Source organism: Celeribacter litoreus (assembly GCF_020165855.1).
Lineage (GTDB): Bacteria > Pseudomonadota > Alphaproteobacteria > Rhodobacterales > Rhodobacteraceae > Celeribacter > Celeribacter litoreus.
In genome coordinates this window covers 263550-278624 of record NZ_JAIUFY010000001.1, presented here as the reverse complement: position 1 = coordinate 278624, position 15075 = coordinate 263550, and the positions used below count along the sequence as shown (strand labels likewise).

The window sequence follows — 15075 nt, the reverse complement described above, 5'->3', positions numbered from 1 at the left end:
GGTGAAAAATGACGGATCCGAAGCAAGATATGTCAGAAAAGATGAAATCCCCGGTCGAAGAAGAGATCATCGACATCACATCTGAGGAAGCTCTCGAAGACCCCGAAGAAGTCGGTAGCTCCGAGGAGCTCGAAGCGCTCCGTGCCGAGCGCGATGAATTCCGTGACCGCTTCATGCGCGCGGTGGCCGATGCCGAAAACTCGCGCAAGCGGGCCGATCGGGATCGTCGCGAGGCCGAAAACTATGGTGGCTCCAAGCTTGCCCGTGACATGCTCCCCGTGTTCGACAACATGAAGCGTGCGATTGATGCGATTGCTGAAGATCAGCGTGAGGCGCAGGCCGCTTTGATCGAAGGCATCGAATTGACCATGCGTGAGCTTCTGAACGTGTTCTCCAAGCACGGCATTCAGATCATCGCACCGGAGGTGGGCGAGAAATTCGACCCGAACCAGCACGAAGCCATGTTTGAAGCTCCCGTGCCGAACACCAAAGCGGGCGACATCATTCAGGTGATGAACGTGGGCTTCATGATCCACGACCGCCTGCTCCGTCCGGCGCAGGTCGGTGTGTCTTCGACCCCGGCTTAAAGCAAGCCCTTCAAATCATAGAGAAGTTGCAATGCTTCTCTCGGAGATAGCTCGTCGGGAAGAATCTCGGCGAGCTTTTTTTCGACCTCGCTTTCCTTTGCGGGCGCAGCCTGAACTGGCGCAGGCATCGCGGCGAACAGCGGGAGATCGTCGATGATCGCCTTCGGATTGGTCGCATTCTCCGCCTGACCCTTTTCGAGCGCCTCAAGGACGGTTTTCGCCCGTTCCACAACGGCATCGGGAAGCCCCGCAAGCCGCGCGACCTGCACCCCGTAGGAGCGATCCGCTTTCCCTTTGATCACCTCGTGTAGGAAAATCACCTCGCCATCCCATTCCTTGACAGAAACGGTGGCGTTTTCGGTGCCGGAGAGCTTTTCCGACAGGCTGGTCATCTCATGGTAGTGCGTCGCAAAGAGCGCGCGGCAGCTGTTCACATCATGCAGGTGCTCTAGCGTCGCCCAGGCAATCGAAAGCCCGTCATAAGTCGCCGTGCCGCGACCGATCTCATCGAGGATGACAAGCGCGCGGTCGTCCGCCTGATTAAGGATCGCAGCCGTTTCAACCATCTCAACCATGAACGTTGATCGTCCACGCGCGAGATCATCCGACGCGCCAACTCGGGAAAAGAGCTGCGACACCACGCCGATGTGCGCCTCAGCCGCCGGAACATAGGAGCCAGCCTGCGCAATGAGCGCGATAAGCGCGTTTTGACGGAGGAAAGTGGATTTACCGGCCATGTTCGGACCGGTCAGCAGCCAAATCGCAGCACCGTCGCGCCCGTCAGATAGATCACAGTCATTCGCTACGAACTTTTCACCGCCCTGTTTGCGCAGCGCGCGCTCCACGACGGGGTGACGCCCGCCTTTAACGATGAATTCGCGGCCCATATCGACCTGCGGGCGGGTCCAGCCCTCGCTCTGCGCGAGATCGGCCAGCGAGGTGATCAGGTCCAGCTCCGCAAGCGCCTCCGATGCGTCGTTGATCGCAGGTGCGCGTTCGAGGATCGCCATACGCAGCGTTTCAAACAGACGCTTCTCAATCTCAAGCGCACGGCCACCCGCATTGTGGATTTTGGTCTCAAGTTCCGACAACTCCAGCGTCGTAAAGCGCACTTGGTTCGCGGTGGTTTGGCGGTGGATGAACGTCTCGGAGAGCGACAGCATTTTCTCAGCATGTGTCGCTGTCGTTTCGATGAAGTAGCCGAGGACGTTGTTGTGCTTGATTTTGAGGGAGGAAACGCCCGCGATCTCGGAATACTTCGACTGGAGCGACGCAATCACACCGCGCCCCTCATCACGCAGCGTCCGGCACTCATCCAGCTCTTCGTCATAGTTCGGCGCGATATATCCGCCGTCACGGGCGAGCAATGGCGGCTCCGCAACCAGCGCCGCGTCGAGCAGGTCAATAAGCTCTGCATGCTCCGTCAAGAAGGCCATTTTCTGCTGGATTAGGGTCGAAACTGGCTTTGCTGAGAGCGCTTCATAGATGTCTTCGGCTTGGGTCAGGCCATTGCGAATGGCGGCGAGATCACGGGGGCCACCGCGCTCCAGCCCGAGGCGGGAGAGGGAGCGTTCCATATCTGGGACTTTGCGCAAAAGATCGCGGAGCGTTTGCGCGGTGGTGCGGTGTTCAATGGCAAAGGTGATTGCGTCGAGGCGATCGGTGATGACCTCCACATTACGCGACGGGCTCGACAGCCTCCGTTCCAAAAGACGGCCACCGGCGGCGGTTACGGTTCGGTCCATCGTCGCGATGAGCGACCCGTCGCGACCGCCAGAGAGCGCCTGTGAAATTTCGAGGTTCCGACGCGTCGAAGCGTCGATCTGCATCGCGCCGCGCATGGTCTCTCGAACGGGTCGACGGACCAGCGGCAGTTTGCCTTTCTGGGTGATGTCCAGATAGTCGATGATCGCGCCCATGGCCGAAATCTCGGGCAGGGTGAATTGCCCGAAGGCGTCCATCGACGAGACGTTAAAGAGCGCCGTCAGGCGCGTCTGGGCGGAGGTGCTATCGAAAGATGCACGCGACAGAGGAGTCATCCGATCCGCAAAATCAGACACTAATCCAGCCCAATTCGCCTCATCGGACTCTGACACGATCACCTCGGACGGATTGAGGCGCGCGAGTTCCGGCCCGAGACCGACGAGCGGGCAGGGCATCACATGAAAGCTACCGGTGGAGATATCGACCCACGCCAATGCACCCTCACCACGGATTTCCGAATAGGCCACGAGGTAGTTGTGCCGGCGGGCATCGAGGAGGCTGTCTTCGGTCAACGTGCCGGGAGTGACGAGACGCACAACATCGCGCTTCACGACGGATTTGGACCCGCGCTTCTTCGCCTCGCTTGGATCTTCGAGCTGTTCACAAACGGCGACCTTAAACCCCTTGCGAATGAGGTTCAGGAGATAGGTCTCCGCCGAATGCACCGGCACGCCGCACATGGGGATATCGTCGCCCGCATGTTTGCCGCGCTTTGTGAGTGCAATATCCAAGGCCTCCGACGCCGCAACCGCGTCGTCAAAGAACATCTCATAGAAATCCCCCATGCGATAAAACAGCAGAGCGTCGCGGTGACGGGATTTAATTTCGAGATATTGCGCCATCATCGGCGTGGCGGCGGGCGTCTGAGATGCCAAGGTTTGCTCCCCGGGTTGGAATTTCGCACCAACTTACTGGCCCTAATTGCGGCGTAAAGGGCAAGATCGCGTTCTTTTTGTTGAGGCGCGGCTTACGTATCGGTAAGTAGACGCGACTGACGACGAGGAGGCCCACCCGAATGTCCAAAATCAAACAGACTCGCGAAGAAGCACTGACGTTTCACATGGAACCACGCCCCGGCAAGTTCGACATTACGCCGAGCGTGCCGATGACAACTCAGCGCGACCTGTCGCTCGCGTATTCTCCGGGTGTTGCCGTTCCCTGTGAGGCCATCGCGGCCACTCCTGAAACCGCTTACGACTACACGAACAAAGGGAACCTCGTCGCTGTGATCTCCAACGGGACGGCGGTTTTGGGTCTCGGGAACCTCGGCGCGCTCGCATCCAAGCCGGTGATGGAAGGGAAATCCGTTCTCTTCAAACGTTTCGCGGACGTGAATTCCATCGACATCGAGCTCGACACTGAAGATCCGGAAGAGATCATTCGCGCCGTTCGCCTGATGGGGCCGACCTTTGGCGGCATCAACCTTGAGGACATTAAAGCGCCCGAATGTTTCATCATTGAGCAGCGTCTCAAGGAAGAAATGGACATTCCGGTCTTCCACGACGACCAACACGGCACCGCCGTGATTTGCGCCGCTGGTCTGATCAACGCTCTGCACATCTCCGGCAAGAAGATCGAAGAGTGTAAGATCGTTCTCAACGGTGCGGGTGCTGCTGGGATCGCCTGTCTCGAACTCGTCAAAGCGATGGGCGCGAAGCACGACAACTGCATCATGTGCGACACCAAAGGCGTGATTTATCAGGGCCGTACCGAAGGTATGAACCAGTGGAAATCGGCCCACGCCGCTGTCACCGACGCTCGTACGCTCGCCGAAGCGATGGAAGGCGCGGATGTGTTCCTCGGTGTGTCCGCAAAAGGCGCGGTGACGCAGGATATGGTGAAATCCATGGCGCCGAACGCCGTGATCTTTGCGATGGCGAACCCTGATCCGGAAATTACGCCCGAAGATGCGCACGAAGTCCGTGATGACGTGATCGTCGCCACCGGTCGTTCCGACTATCCGAACCAGGTCAACAACGTCCTCGGTTTCCCCTATCTCTTCCGTGGTGCGCTCGACATTCACGCCCGCGCCATCAACGATGAGATGAAAATCGCCTGTGCAGAGGCCCTCGCGGCCCTCGCTCGTGAAGACGTGCCGGACGAAGTGGCGCTGGCTTACGGCAAAAAGCTGACCTTCGGTCGCGACTACATCATCCCGACGCCGTTCGATCCGCGTCTGATCTACACCATTCCGCCCGCCGTTGCGCAGGCCGGTATGGACACCGGCGTCGCGCGTCGTCCGATCATCGACATGGAAGGCTACGCGAGCGATCTTCAGGCCCGCATGGACCCGACCCAGCAAATCCTTCAGGGTCTCTACGCCCGCGCCCGTCAGGCCCAAGCCACGATGGTCTTCGCAGAAGGCGACGATTCCCGCGTGCTCCGTGCCGCTGTCGCCTATCGTCGTGGTGGTTTCGGTCGTGCGCTCGTTGTCGGTCGGACCGAAGATGTCCGTCAGAAGCTGCAGGAAGAAGGTCTCGGCGAAGCGATTGCCGACCTCGAAATCATCAACGCAGCGAACACGCCGCACCTCGCGGATTATAAGAACTTCCTTTACAACCGCCTTCAGCGCTCCGGTCATGACCAGAAAGACATTCACCGCCTCGCCGCGCGGGATCGTCACGCCTTCTCCGCGCTGATGCTGGCTCATGGGCACGCGGATGGTCTCGTGACTGGCGCGACACGCAAATCCGCGCACGTTTTGGACCGGATCAATTCTGTGTTCGACGCGACGGCCAAAGACGGTGCTGTTGGTGTGACCGCGCTATTGCACAAAGGCCGGATCATCTTCATCGCTGATACGCTCGTCCACGAATGGCCGGAGGAAGAAGATCTCGCAGATATCGCCGAAGCCGCCGCACAAGTTGCGCGCGCGATGGGTCTTGAGCCGCGCGTTGCCTTCGTTTCCTTCTCAACCTTCGGCTATCCTGTGTCCGAGCGCGCCAACAAGATGCACGTGGCGTCCCGCGTTCTCGACGGTCGTGGCGTCGACTTCGAATACGACGGCGAAATGACCGTAGACGTGGCGCTCAATCCGGATGCGATGGCGTCCTATCCGTTCTGCCGCCTGTCTGGTCCCGCGAACATTCTCGTCGTTCCGGCACGTCACTCCGCCTCGATTTCCGTGAAACTCATGCAGGAAATGGCCGGTGCGACGATCATCGGTCCGATTTTGACAGGCGTTGATAAGCCCATTCAGATTTGCTCAACTGTTTCTACAGTAAACGATATTCTGAACATGGCGATCATTGCGGCATGTAAGGTGGGGCAAACCACCTGAGAAAAAGAGGGAGCAGTGTAAATGGCGATCTACAACCTTGGATCGGTCAATATTGACCACTTCTACACGCTCCCTCACTTTCCCGAGCCCGGCGAAACGCTAAGCGCAGTGTCGCATAGCATCGGTCTTGGCGGCAAAGGGATGAACCAATCCGTTGCGGCGGCGAAGGCGGGCGCAGAGGTGTTTCACATTGGCGCCATCGGCCAGTCGGACACATGGGTGCGCGAGCGGATCGAAACCCATGGTGTGAACTGTCAGTTCCTCCGCGATGTCGATGGCACGACGGGTCACGCGATCATCTACCTTGATGCCAGCGCGGAAAACATGATCGTGCTAGAGCCTGGTGCGAACGTGCGGCAAGACGGCGAATTTGTCGTTGCGGCGATTGATAACGCAAAGCCGTCCGACACCCTGCTTCTTCAGAATGAAACGAACCTTCAGGCGCATGCAGCGTCTTTTGCACTCGTGAAAGGGATGCGGGTCATCTATTCCGCCGCACCGTTTTCGGCGATGGCGGTGAAGGAGTTGCTGCCGGATGTGTCCATGCTTGTCATGAACGAAGTGGAAGCGGCGCAATTGTGTGAGGCGCTGAGCGTGACACTCGAACAAATTCCGGCGCCGCAGATCATCGTAACTCAGGGCAGCAAAGGCGCAATGTGGCGGTCGAACGAGACGGGTGAAGTGATCGAAGTCACCTCTACGAAAGTCACGCCGGTCGACACCACCGCCGCGGGCGATACCTTCATCGGATACGTCGCCGCCGGTCTAGATCTCGGGATGAAGATCAAGGACGCGATGGAGTGGGCCGCAAAAGCCGCCGCTCTCAAGGTTACACGCGCAGGCACCGCCGATGCGATTCCGACTGCGGATGAGGTCGCGGGCTTTCAGATATGATTGAGAACAAATTAAGGAAGATGATACTATAAATTCGCCATATTGGTAATAATAACCGTTGGCTAATGTCTCCTCAAGGAAACGGGCACTGCCCGACACACACATAGGAGACACACAATGAACCGTTACATCACTCTCGCCGCTGCTGCTTTCACCGCAGTTTCCGGAGCCGCTTTCGCAGAAGACTCTTCCGCAGTCACCGCCGCTCTGTCCGAGCTCGCTCAGTACCAAGCCGAAGAAGCCCGCATCGCCCAGAACCTCGAAACCTTCGACACGCTCGACTTCGAAGTGTTCACCAACCAACAGTGGGATCGCCTGCATGAAAGCCACGCAGAAGACATCCTCGTTCACTGGCCGGACGGACACACCACTACGGGCGTCGACGTTCACATCGACGATCTGAAATTCTTCTTCTCCTTCGCGCCCGACACACGCATCGAAACCCACCCGATCCGTATCGGTCAGGGCGAATGGACCGGCGTTGTCGGCGTCATCGAAGGCACCTTCTCCGAGCCGATGGCAATCGGCGGTGGTCAATTCATCGAGCCGACCGGCCAAGCCTATAAACTGACCATGGCGACCGTGGGTCACTGGACCGATGAGGGCGTGATGGACGAAGAATACCTCTTCTGGGACAACGACGCTTTCTACAAACAGATCGGCCTGCGCTAATCCCCCCTAGCAACGCCAGATCGGATCAGGGCGCCCGCGTGGCGCCCTTTTTCGTGCCTGACGCGGCCGTGATGAGACGTGATCGCTCCCACGTCATCCAAGACAGACCACTGGGCGTAACCAATGCACTGATGACTGAAATCAGTGTTCAACAGGAGTAAAGATTATGAAACGTATTCTCACAGCATCTTTTGGTTTTGCACTTATGGCGGGGGCGGCGTTTGCGGATGATCACGCGATGGCGCCCATGGTTGAAGCCATGGATCAGGACGTGTCAAACGGCATCATCTCCGCCTCAATGATTTACGCAGAAGAAAACGGTTGGATGGTGGTGCACCGCACCGATGAGATGATGAAGCCGGGTCCGGTTGTTGGCTACGCGCCGTTGCGCGCAGGCGAAAACACGGATGTCGCCGCGATCTTGCAGGAAGAAGTCGCCGCCGGCGACATGTTCATGCTGATGATCCATTCCGAAGACGGCGGGATGGCGACTGGTGTGTTCGAATACACGCTCGGTGCGAAAGAGGACGGACCGATCAAGCCGGACGGAAATCTCGTCATGGCGATTGTGTCCGCGATGTGAAGCCAAACCCCGGTACAAGAAAGGGCGCCCGCGTGGCGCCCTTTTTATTTGAGGATGTGCCCGACAAAAGTCCGACACATGTCCGACGTTTTGCCGACGCTTATTTTTTGAGGCGACGGTTGCGTGCCGCGAGCAGTTTGAGGCGCAGAGCGTTGAGCTGAATAAAGCCCGCTGCGTCTTTCTGATCGTAGGCACCTGCATCGTCCTCGAACGTCACGTGAGCTTCGGAATAGAGCGACGCTTCGGACCAACGACCCACGGTAAACGCGGAACCTTTGTAGAGTTTCAGACGAACGGTGCCGGACACGTTTTCTTGGGATTTGTCGATGGCGGCCTGAAGCATTTCACGCTCCGGCGAGAACCAGAACCCGTTGTAGATCAGCTCTGCGTAGCGCGGCATCAGGCTGTCTTTGAGGTGACCTGCGCCGGAATCGAGGGTTATCTGTTCGATCCCACGGTGCGCCTCAAGCAGGATGGTGCCGCCCGGCGTTTCGTAGATGCCGCGAGACTTCATGCCGACGAAGCGGTTCTCAACGAGATCGAGAACGCCGATACCGTGCTTGCCGCCCAGTTCGTTGAGTTTGGTGAGGATCGTTGCAGGGGACATCGCCTCGCCATTGATGGCAACCGCGTCACCTTTTTCGAACGTGATTTCAATGTATTCCGGCTCGTTCGGAGCTTGCTCAACCGGCACGGTGCGCTGAAGAACGTAGTCCGGTGCCTGATCTGCCGGGTTTTCGAGAACCTTGCCCTCGGAAGAGGTGTGCAGGAGGTTTGCGTCGACGGAGAACGGCGCTTCGCCGCGTTTGTCTTTCGCGATCGGAATTTGGTTTTTCTCTGCAAAATCAAGTAGTTTCGTGCGGGACGACAGATCCCACTCACGCCACGGAGCGATCACTTTGATGTCTGGGTTCAGCGCGTAGGCGGACAGTTCGAAACGAACCTGATCGTTGCCTTTGCCGGTCGCGCCGTGAGCGACGGCGTCAGCACCGGTTTCTTCCGCAATCTCGACAAGACGCTTGGAGATCAGCGGACGTGCGATGGAGGTGCCGAGGAGATACAGACCTTCGTAAACCGCGTTTGCACGGAACATCGGGAACACGAAATCGCGGACGAACTCTTCGCGAACGTCTTCGATGTAGATGTTCTCAGGCTTGATGCCGAGCATCTCGGCCTTCGCGCGCGCCGGCTCAAGCTCTTCGCCCTGACCAAGATCGGCGGTGAAGGTAACGACCTCACAGCCATATTCGGTCTGGAGCCATTTCAAAATAATCGAGGTATCAAGACCACCAGAGTAGGCGAGAACGACTTTTTTGGGCGCAGACATTGGACTTTCCTTGTTTAGGACACGCAGGCGCGATTATCGGGTTTTGGGGATAAGAGCAAGGTTTGCGACCGAAGATTGCTTTAGGTCTGCGTGTAAAAGTTCTAAACCACGTGGTGAGATAGCCGAAAAGGGACATCATGACCGGGTTCAATCTGTTCAAAAACGCCATTTTGCGCGTTCTTCACCATTTGGACGAGGCTTTGGCCGTCTCCGGACTAATCTGGATCGCGATTCTGATCGGACAGATCCTCGTGTTCGGATCCATGGACATGGAGGCCATTTCCTCCGGTGATCCGGAGGCTGCCGCGCAAATTCCGGTTTTGCCGATCCTTTTGCTGAATGTTGCGACTGCTGTCGGCTCCTGTTGGATTGCGGTGGAGTGGCATCGCTTTGTTTTGGAAGGACGTCGCCCACGCTCCGCATTTCCGCAATGGAGTGGGGGTCGCGTGTGGTCTTACTTCTTTGCGTCGATTTTGATGGGGCTTTTGATCGCTCTGTTTATTGGTTTCTGCGTCGGTTTGATCCTCGCGCTTTTCGGTGCGTCGGTTGCGACGAGCGGCGGCGGGCTCTTTGTGCTGATCCTCCTCCTTCTTCCGGCACTTTTCATTTTCTTCCGGCTTTCGCCCGTCCTTCCGAGCATTGCGATGCAAAATCAGATGTCTTTTGCGAAGGCATGGCAGGCGACGAAACCTCATAGCGTTGTTATCTTTCAGGCGACGATCCTTTCGATCGGCGCACTGATGGTCATCCAGATGATCGCACCGATCTTCGGTGCCGGCATCTTGGGCCTGCTCTACGAACTCGTTGCTGGGTGGGCGGTTTTGATGGTCAATGTCAGCCTGCTGTCGTCGATCTATGAAATCAGCGTGAGGAGGCAATTCAGTGAGTGAACTCTTCTCGGAAGCCGCCAAGATCGCAGAAACCCGCGTCCGCCGCTTGTTCCCGCCGACACCTTGTCTGCGGAATGATCACCTGTCGCAGGCCTATGATTGCGATGTCTGGCTCAAGCGCGAAGATCTGACGCCGGTCCGATCCTACAAACTCCGCGGCGCTTGGAACGCGATGATTAAGGCGCGCGAAAAGAACCCTGACATTTCAATGTTTGTTTGCGCCTCTGCGGGCAACCACGCGCAAGGCGTCGCATTTGCCTGTCGTCAGTTTGGTGTGAAGGGTGTGATTTTCATGCCCGTTACAACGCCTCAGCAAAAGATCGACAAGACGAAGGTCTTTGGCGGCGAAATGGTCGAAATTCGTCTGGTCGGCGACTATTTCGACGACACGCTCCACGCGGCTCAAACCTATTGCGCCGAGCAAGGCGGACAGTTTCTTGCGCCATTTGACGATATGGATGTGATCGAAGGCCAAGCGACCGTCGCTGTCGAGTTCATGCATCAGATGGTGCCGGATGTGGTGATCCTTCCTGTCGGTGGCGGCGGGCTTTCTGCGGGGATTGTCCGGTATCTGAACGAAGTGTCTCCCAAGACCGAGGTCTACTTTGTTGAGCCGAAGGGCGGGCAGTCCCTCAGAGCCGCAGTCGCAGCAGGTCATCCCGTCACACTCGAAGGGGTCGATAGCTTTGTGGATGGCGCAGCCGTCGCGCGGATCGGCGAGATTCCCTTTGCTCAGCTTAAAGACATCGACGCAGATCATGTCCTCGCATCGCCGGAGGATCGGATTTGCTCGACCATGCTCGAAATGCTGAATGTGGAAGGCATTGTCCTCGAACCTGCCGGCGCTCTCTCTATTGATGTGCTACAGGATCTGCGCGACGTCATTCGCGGAAAGCGCGTTGTTTGTGTAACCTCGGGTGGCAATTTTGACTTTGAACGCCTTCCCGAAGTCAAAGAACGCGCGCAGAGATACCGGAACCTGAAGAAGTATTTCATCCTTCGCATGCCCCAACGCCCGGGTGCACTTCGGGATTTTCTCGACATGCTTGGGCCGAACGACGATATCGCGCGCTTCGAATATCTCAAGAAGTCAGCGCGGAACTTCGGTTCTGTCCTGATCGGGATTGAAACTGACGATCCGGAAAACTTCGATAAACTCTTCGAAAAGATGGAAAATGCGGGCCTTACCTATCGGGACATCACCGAGGATCAGGCTTTGGCCGAGTTCGTTCTCTAGAGGCGCGCGAGGAAAGCGGTCCGCGACTGCGAGTAGGTCGCGACTATTTCCGCTGCGTTGATTGCAGAGGTATCGCCGCGTTTCAAAGCCTCTTCACCTTCCAGACACATCTGTGAGAACCGCGCGAACCCGAGATTGAGAGAGCTCCCCTTGAGGAAATGGAGAATTTCCTCAAGACGCGTTCCAGCGGGCTGTGCCTCAAACTCCTTTATCGTCTCGTCGACCTCCTCGAGGAACAAATCGACGACTTCCGCAAAGTCGTCCAACCCGACCTCTTCTCGTAACTCTTCCACTCGGCTCCAGTCGATCATGGTACGCTCCTTTTCGCCTCCAACATCGCAGATGAAAGTTACTCGTGAGTAAGTGATCTCACTGAATTGAAAACAATTTTACGTTTAAGCCCGCATTAAAGGGTCCCGTTCATTTTCTGCTCCTGTGATGTGAGTGAAAAGGAATCCGGTTTTGGCTGTTGCCAGAGAGACATACGGCTATTTAGAGCCTTCGCCTGAGCGCGGTGTCATCGACACGGTACTCGTCGCGGATGATTCCCGATCGCAGAGGCGGATTCTTTCGTCCTACCTGAAACGCTGGGGATATCACGTGTTCGAGGCCGGTTCTGGTGAAGAGGCGCTCGACATATGCAAGCATGAGTCGATCGACCTCATCGTTTCCGACTGGATGATGCCGGGCATGAATGGCCTCGAATTCTGCGCGGCATTTCGCGCGCTGGAGCGCACGCAATATAGCTATTTCATTCTGCTCACATCGAAATCAGACAAAGCCGCTGTGGCGCAGGGGCTTGATATTGGCGCGGATGATTTCCTGACAAAGCCCGTGGCAGCGAACGAGTTACTGGCTCGCATCCGCGCGGGCGAACGTATTTTACGGATGGAGCGGGAACTCACCGCGAAGAACCGTCTGGTGAACACCACGCTGGCCGAAATCTCGGAACTCTATGACTCGCTGGATCGCGATCTCCTCGAGGCGCGGAAGCTGCAGCAGTCTCTCGTGCGGGACCGATTTCGGGACTTTGGAGCCGCGCAAGTCGCGCTCCTCTTGCGTCCGAGTGGTCATGTGGGCGGGGATTTGGTTGGATTTTTCCCAATCAACATGCATCAGTTTGGTATCTTCTCGATTGATGTGTCGGGTCATGGCGTCGCCTCGGCCCTCATGACCGCACGCCTTGCAGCGAATTTGACGGGATCAACGCCGGATCAGAACGTCGCCCTACGTTTTTCTGCGGATGGAAAGGCCCATGAACCCGTTCCGCCGTCTGAGGTCGCCGCGATCCTGAACACGATCATGCTGACCGAGATGGACACGGACCTCTACTTCACGATGGTCCTTGCACATTTCGACATGGTGACTGGCGAATTTGTGATGTCCCAATGTGGCCACCCCAATCCGATCCTCCAGAACAACGCAGGGGAGTTCGAGTTTCTTGGTGACGGGGGCTTGCCGATTGGCCTCCTGCCAGACGCGCATTTCGAAGAGGTGCGGTACAAGCTCGAACCCGGAGAGCGGGTATTTGTGTTCTCTGATGGCGTGACTGAATGTCCTGATGGACGCGGCGATATCCTTGGGGACAAGGGGCTCATCCAGCTCTTGCAAAATTCGACAGATCAGACCGGAAAGGCCTTTTTCGATACGTTTATATGGGATCTCGCGGACGCAACTGGAGAGCGCGATTTTCCGGACGATATCTCGGCAATTCTATTGGAAATGCATGATCAGAAAATTGAGTGAAGAAGAGCGCGATCCCCTTCATTTGCAAGGGAAATCAGGGCTTGTTCCGGATGCAACCATGCGGCTGAATGCTCCGGTTCGGACGGCGCTCCGAGCGGTCGGATGGGCCTTGCCTGATAAATGTGACAAATCTTTTCCGCCCACATGTCGTATTCAGGCATGAACACAAACCGACGGAACGCGCCGAGCCTCCGTGGCGCTGCGATGCGCCAGCCGGTTTCCTCGAACACCTCTCGGTGAAGCGCGGCAAGAGGCGACTCTCCGGGATCAATTCCACCGCCGGGCAATTGATACTCCTCGTGCAGGCCGCCCTGGTAGGTCACCAATAACCGACCGTCGCGCGGGAGCACCGCATAGGCCCCCGGTCGCGCCTTATATGTTTGTCCGGAAATCTTCGGATCTCCATATCTGCGCATCCTGCCCGCCTTTCCTGTGGTGGTTGTCCTGCCTATATGAACAGGATATGCCACCCGCGAACGTCAGGGAAAGCCAAAATGCTTGGATCACAGATTGCTTGGGATGACACCATCCTGCCATTTCAATTGGATGCCTCCGACATCCGCGGCCGCGTCGTGCGGCTCGATGGGGTGTTGGATCAAATCCTGTCACAGCACGATTATCCGGCAGAGATTGAAGCGCTCGTCGCGGAGATGACGCTCCTGACTGCGATGATCGGGCAGACGCTGAAATTGCGTTGGAAGCTTTCACTGCAAGTGCGTGGGGATGGACCGGCGCGCCTCATTGCGACCGACTATTATGCCCCTGAAAAGGAAGGCGATCCGGCCCGCGTACGCGCATATGCGTCCTATGATGCAAACCGCCTTGTGCCGCGTGTCGATCCGTTCTCACAAATCGGCAAAGGTTACTTTGCGATCCTGATTGATCAGGGCGCAGGGACCGTTCCGTATCAGGGGATCACACCCATCGCTGGCGGGTCGCTGTCTGCCTGCGCGGGCACTTACTTTGCGCAGTCCGAACAGCTCCCGAGCCGTTTCAGCACGTCTTTCGGCAAATCGCGTCTCGCCGGCGGTGAAGAATCCTGGCGGGCAGGCGGCGTGATGATTCAGAAGATGCCGAAGGCCTCCCCGCATGCAATCTCTCAGGATGATGCGGCTGATGACGGGCTCCTTCGGGCGTCGGATATGTTGGATGATGACGATCTTGAGGATTGGAACCGCGCAAACATTCTCCTCGATACGGTGGAGGAGTTGGAACTCGTCGGTCCGAGCGTGCAGCCGACGGATCTCTTGGTTCGCCTGTTCCATGAGGACCGCCCGCGCGTGTTCGACCCGCAATCTGTGGCGTTTGGATGTCAGTGTTCCGAGGAAAAGGTCCGTCAAAGCCTGTCGATCTATTCTGCGAAAGACATCTCAAAGATGACCACCGAGAATGGCGATGTGACCGCCGACTGTCAGTTCTGCGGCGCTCACTATGTGCTCGACCCTGCGACGGTCGGGTTCGAAGCGGAGGAAAAGCGGGATGGAGAAGGCGATTGATCGAGCAACGTTTGAGGCTCTGCTCGCGAGACCTGCGAGTCCGTCCTCAGACTTTGATCTGAACAAATCTGCTGAAGATCGGGCGAAGGTCAAACTTCGCCCGGCTGGCGTTCTCGTCCCGATCCGCGAAACATCGGCGGGCCTCAGCCTCATCCTGACGAAACGCTCCTCTGCGCTTAAACATCACCCTGGGCAGATTGCTTTTCCGGGCGGTCGTGTTGATCCGACGGACGTGGACCATGTGGACGCTGCTCTTCGCGAGGCAGAAGAAGAGATCGGTTTGCCGCGTGAGATCGTTGATGTGATTGGAGACCTTCCGCCGCATGAGACGATCACATCCTTTCAAATGCACCCCGTTTTGGGCTGGATTAGAGACGAATTTGATCCCGTATTAGAGGCCGGAGAGGTCTCCGAACTCTTCGAAGTTCCGCTGTGTCATGTGCTCGAGACCGCACGATACAAAATCCAGTCGCGGCGCTGGCGTGGTCAGGATCGCTACTTCTACACGGTTCCCTACGGGCCGTATTACATCTGGGGCGCGACGGCGCGTATTCTGAGATCGCTGGCTGATCGGGTGTCGGGAGCATGAAGCTTTCAGC

At 57.3% G+C, this 15075-nt stretch carries 14 protein-coding genes; 10 read left to right on the top strand and 4 right to left on the bottom strand.

Translation table 11 applies throughout. From position 1 onward, the window contains the following. Positions 1–8 precede the first annotated feature (8 nt). Complete coding sequence (locus LA304_RS01385; RefSeq protein ID WP_224501322.1) at positions 9–587, top strand: nucleotide exchange factor GrpE; 579 nt, start codon at positions 9–11, stop codon at positions 585–587. Here the strand turns inward: LA304_RS01385 and mutS are convergent. Next, positions 584–3196: a DNA mismatch repair protein MutS gene (gene mutS, locus LA304_RS01380; protein WP_224501375.1), complete on the bottom strand. Its 2613-nt coding sequence runs from the start codon at positions 3194–3196 to the stop codon at positions 584–586. The two genes, LA304_RS01385 and mutS, sit on opposite strands and share 4 nt — an antisense overlap. A 170-nt stretch (positions 3197–3366) precedes the next feature. Between mutS and LA304_RS01375 the strand changes: the two genes are divergently transcribed. The 4 genes from LA304_RS01375 (at position 3367) to LA304_RS01360 (ending at position 7780) form a co-directional block, all read left to right on the top strand. Next, complete coding sequence (locus LA304_RS01375; RefSeq protein ID WP_224501321.1) at positions 3367–5631, top strand: NADP-dependent malic enzyme; 2265 nt, start codon at positions 3367–3369, stop codon at positions 5629–5631. Between the two features lie 21 nt (positions 5632–5652). Beyond that, on the top strand, positions 5653–6525 hold the full coding sequence (locus tag LA304_RS01370; RefSeq protein ID WP_224501320.1) for a ribokinase: 873 nt from the start codon (positions 5653–5655) through the stop codon (positions 6523–6525). A 117-nt stretch (positions 6526–6642) separates the two neighbouring features. Then, complete coding sequence (locus tag LA304_RS01365) at positions 6643–7197, top strand: ester cyclase (protein ID WP_224501319.1); 555 nt, start codon at positions 6643–6645, stop codon at positions 7195–7197. Between the two features lie 166 nt (positions 7198–7363). Beyond that, positions 7364–7780, top strand: a complete 417-nt coding sequence (locus LA304_RS01360) for a DUF7282 domain-containing protein (protein ID WP_224501318.1) — start codon at positions 7364–7366, stop codon at positions 7778–7780. A 100-nt stretch (positions 7781–7880) separates the two neighbouring features. On the opposite strand, the gene LA304_RS01355 is transcribed toward LA304_RS01360, so the two are convergent. Further along, positions 7881–9107, bottom strand: coding sequence for an argininosuccinate synthase (locus LA304_RS01355; protein WP_224501317.1), 1227 nt, complete (start codon positions 9105–9107; stop codon positions 7881–7883). A 137-nt stretch (positions 9108–9244) separates the two neighbouring features. Here LA304_RS01355 and LA304_RS01350 point away from each other — a divergent pair, with 137 nt between their 5' ends. Both LA304_RS01350 and ilvA read left to right on the top strand, forming a co-directional pair. Next, positions 9245–9997 (top strand): hypothetical protein, encoded by a 753-nt coding sequence (locus LA304_RS01350; RefSeq protein ID WP_224501316.1) that lies wholly within the window; start codon positions 9245–9247, stop codon positions 9995–9997. Beyond that, positions 9990–11234, top strand: coding sequence for a threonine ammonia-lyase IlvA (gene ilvA / locus LA304_RS01345; protein WP_224501315.1), 1245 nt, complete (start codon positions 9990–9992; stop codon positions 11232–11234). Before LA304_RS01350 ends, ilvA begins: the two co-directional genes overlap by 8 nt. Here ilvA and LA304_RS01340 read toward each other — a convergent pair. Beyond that, positions 11231–11545, bottom strand: coding sequence for an Hpt domain-containing protein (locus LA304_RS01340; RefSeq protein ID WP_224501314.1), 315 nt, complete (start codon positions 11543–11545; stop codon positions 11231–11233). The two genes, ilvA and LA304_RS01340, sit on opposite strands and share 4 nt — an antisense overlap. Before the next feature lie 151 nt (positions 11546–11696). On the opposite strand from LA304_RS01340, the gene LA304_RS01335 reads away from it, so the two are divergent. Further along, positions 11697–12980, top strand: a complete 1284-nt coding sequence (locus LA304_RS01335) for a PP2C family protein-serine/threonine phosphatase (RefSeq protein ID WP_224501313.1) — start codon at positions 11697–11699, stop codon at positions 12978–12980. Here the strand turns inward: LA304_RS01335 and LA304_RS01330 are convergent. Beyond that, complete coding sequence (locus LA304_RS01330) at positions 12965–13396, bottom strand: NUDIX hydrolase (RefSeq protein ID WP_224501312.1); 432 nt, start codon at positions 13394–13396, stop codon at positions 12965–12967. The genes LA304_RS01335 and LA304_RS01330 overlap by 16 nt on opposite strands. A gap of 78 nt (positions 13397–13474) precedes the next feature. Between LA304_RS01330 and hslO the strand changes: the two genes are divergently transcribed. Both hslO and LA304_RS01320 read left to right on the top strand, forming a co-directional pair. Continuing rightward, entirely contained in the window at positions 13475–14476 is a 1002-nt protein-coding gene (hslO, locus tag LA304_RS01325; protein ID WP_224501311.1) for an Hsp33 family molecular chaperone HslO, read from the top strand. Continuing rightward, positions 14460–15065: a CoA pyrophosphatase gene (locus LA304_RS01320; protein ID WP_224501310.1), complete on the top strand. Its 606-nt coding sequence runs from the start codon at positions 14460–14462 to the stop codon at positions 15063–15065. The genes hslO and LA304_RS01320 overlap by 17 nt, the downstream gene beginning before the upstream one ends. Positions 15066–15075: the final 10 nt, after the last annotated feature.

What these genes read in the sequence shown, in the direction of transcription:
- mutS (WP_224501375.1), bottom strand. Translation starts at nt 3,196, where the DNA reads ATGATGGCGCAATATCTCGAAATTAAATCCCGTCACCGCGACGCTCTG.
- LA304_RS01385 (WP_224501322.1), top strand. Translation starts at nt 9, where the DNA reads ATGACGGATCCGAAGCAAGATATGTCAGAAAAGATGAAATCCCCGGTC.
- LA304_RS01360 (WP_224501318.1), top strand. Translation starts at nt 7,364, where the DNA reads ATGAAACGTATTCTCACAGCATCTTTTGGTTTTGCACTTATGGCGGGG.
- LA304_RS01320 (WP_224501310.1), top strand. Translation starts at nt 14,460, where the DNA reads ATGGAGAAGGCGATTGATCGAGCAACGTTTGAGGCTCTGCTCGCGAGA.
- LA304_RS01350 (WP_224501316.1), top strand. Translation starts at nt 9,245, where the DNA reads ATGACCGGGTTCAATCTGTTCAAAAACGCCATTTTGCGCGTTCTTCAC.
- LA304_RS01375 (WP_224501321.1), top strand. Translation starts at nt 3,367, where the DNA reads ATGTCCAAAATCAAACAGACTCGCGAAGAAGCACTGACGTTTCACATG.
- LA304_RS01355 (WP_224501317.1), bottom strand. Translation starts at nt 9,107, where the DNA reads ATGTCTGCGCCCAAAAAAGTCGTTCTCGCCTACTCTGGTGGTCTTGAT.
- LA304_RS01330 (WP_224501312.1), bottom strand. Translation starts at nt 13,396, where the DNA reads ATGCGCAGATATGGAGATCCGAAGATTTCCGGACAAACATATAAGGCG.
- LA304_RS01365 (WP_224501319.1), top strand. Translation starts at nt 6,643, where the DNA reads ATGAACCGTTACATCACTCTCGCCGCTGCTGCTTTCACCGCAGTTTCC.
- LA304_RS01340 (WP_224501314.1), bottom strand. Translation starts at nt 11,545, where the DNA reads ATGATCGACTGGAGCCGAGTGGAAGAGTTACGAGAAGAGGTCGGGTTG.
- LA304_RS01370 (WP_224501320.1), top strand. Translation starts at nt 5,653, where the DNA reads ATGGCGATCTACAACCTTGGATCGGTCAATATTGACCACTTCTACACG.
- hslO (WP_224501311.1), top strand. Translation starts at nt 13,475, where the DNA reads ATGCTTGGATCACAGATTGCTTGGGATGACACCATCCTGCCATTTCAA.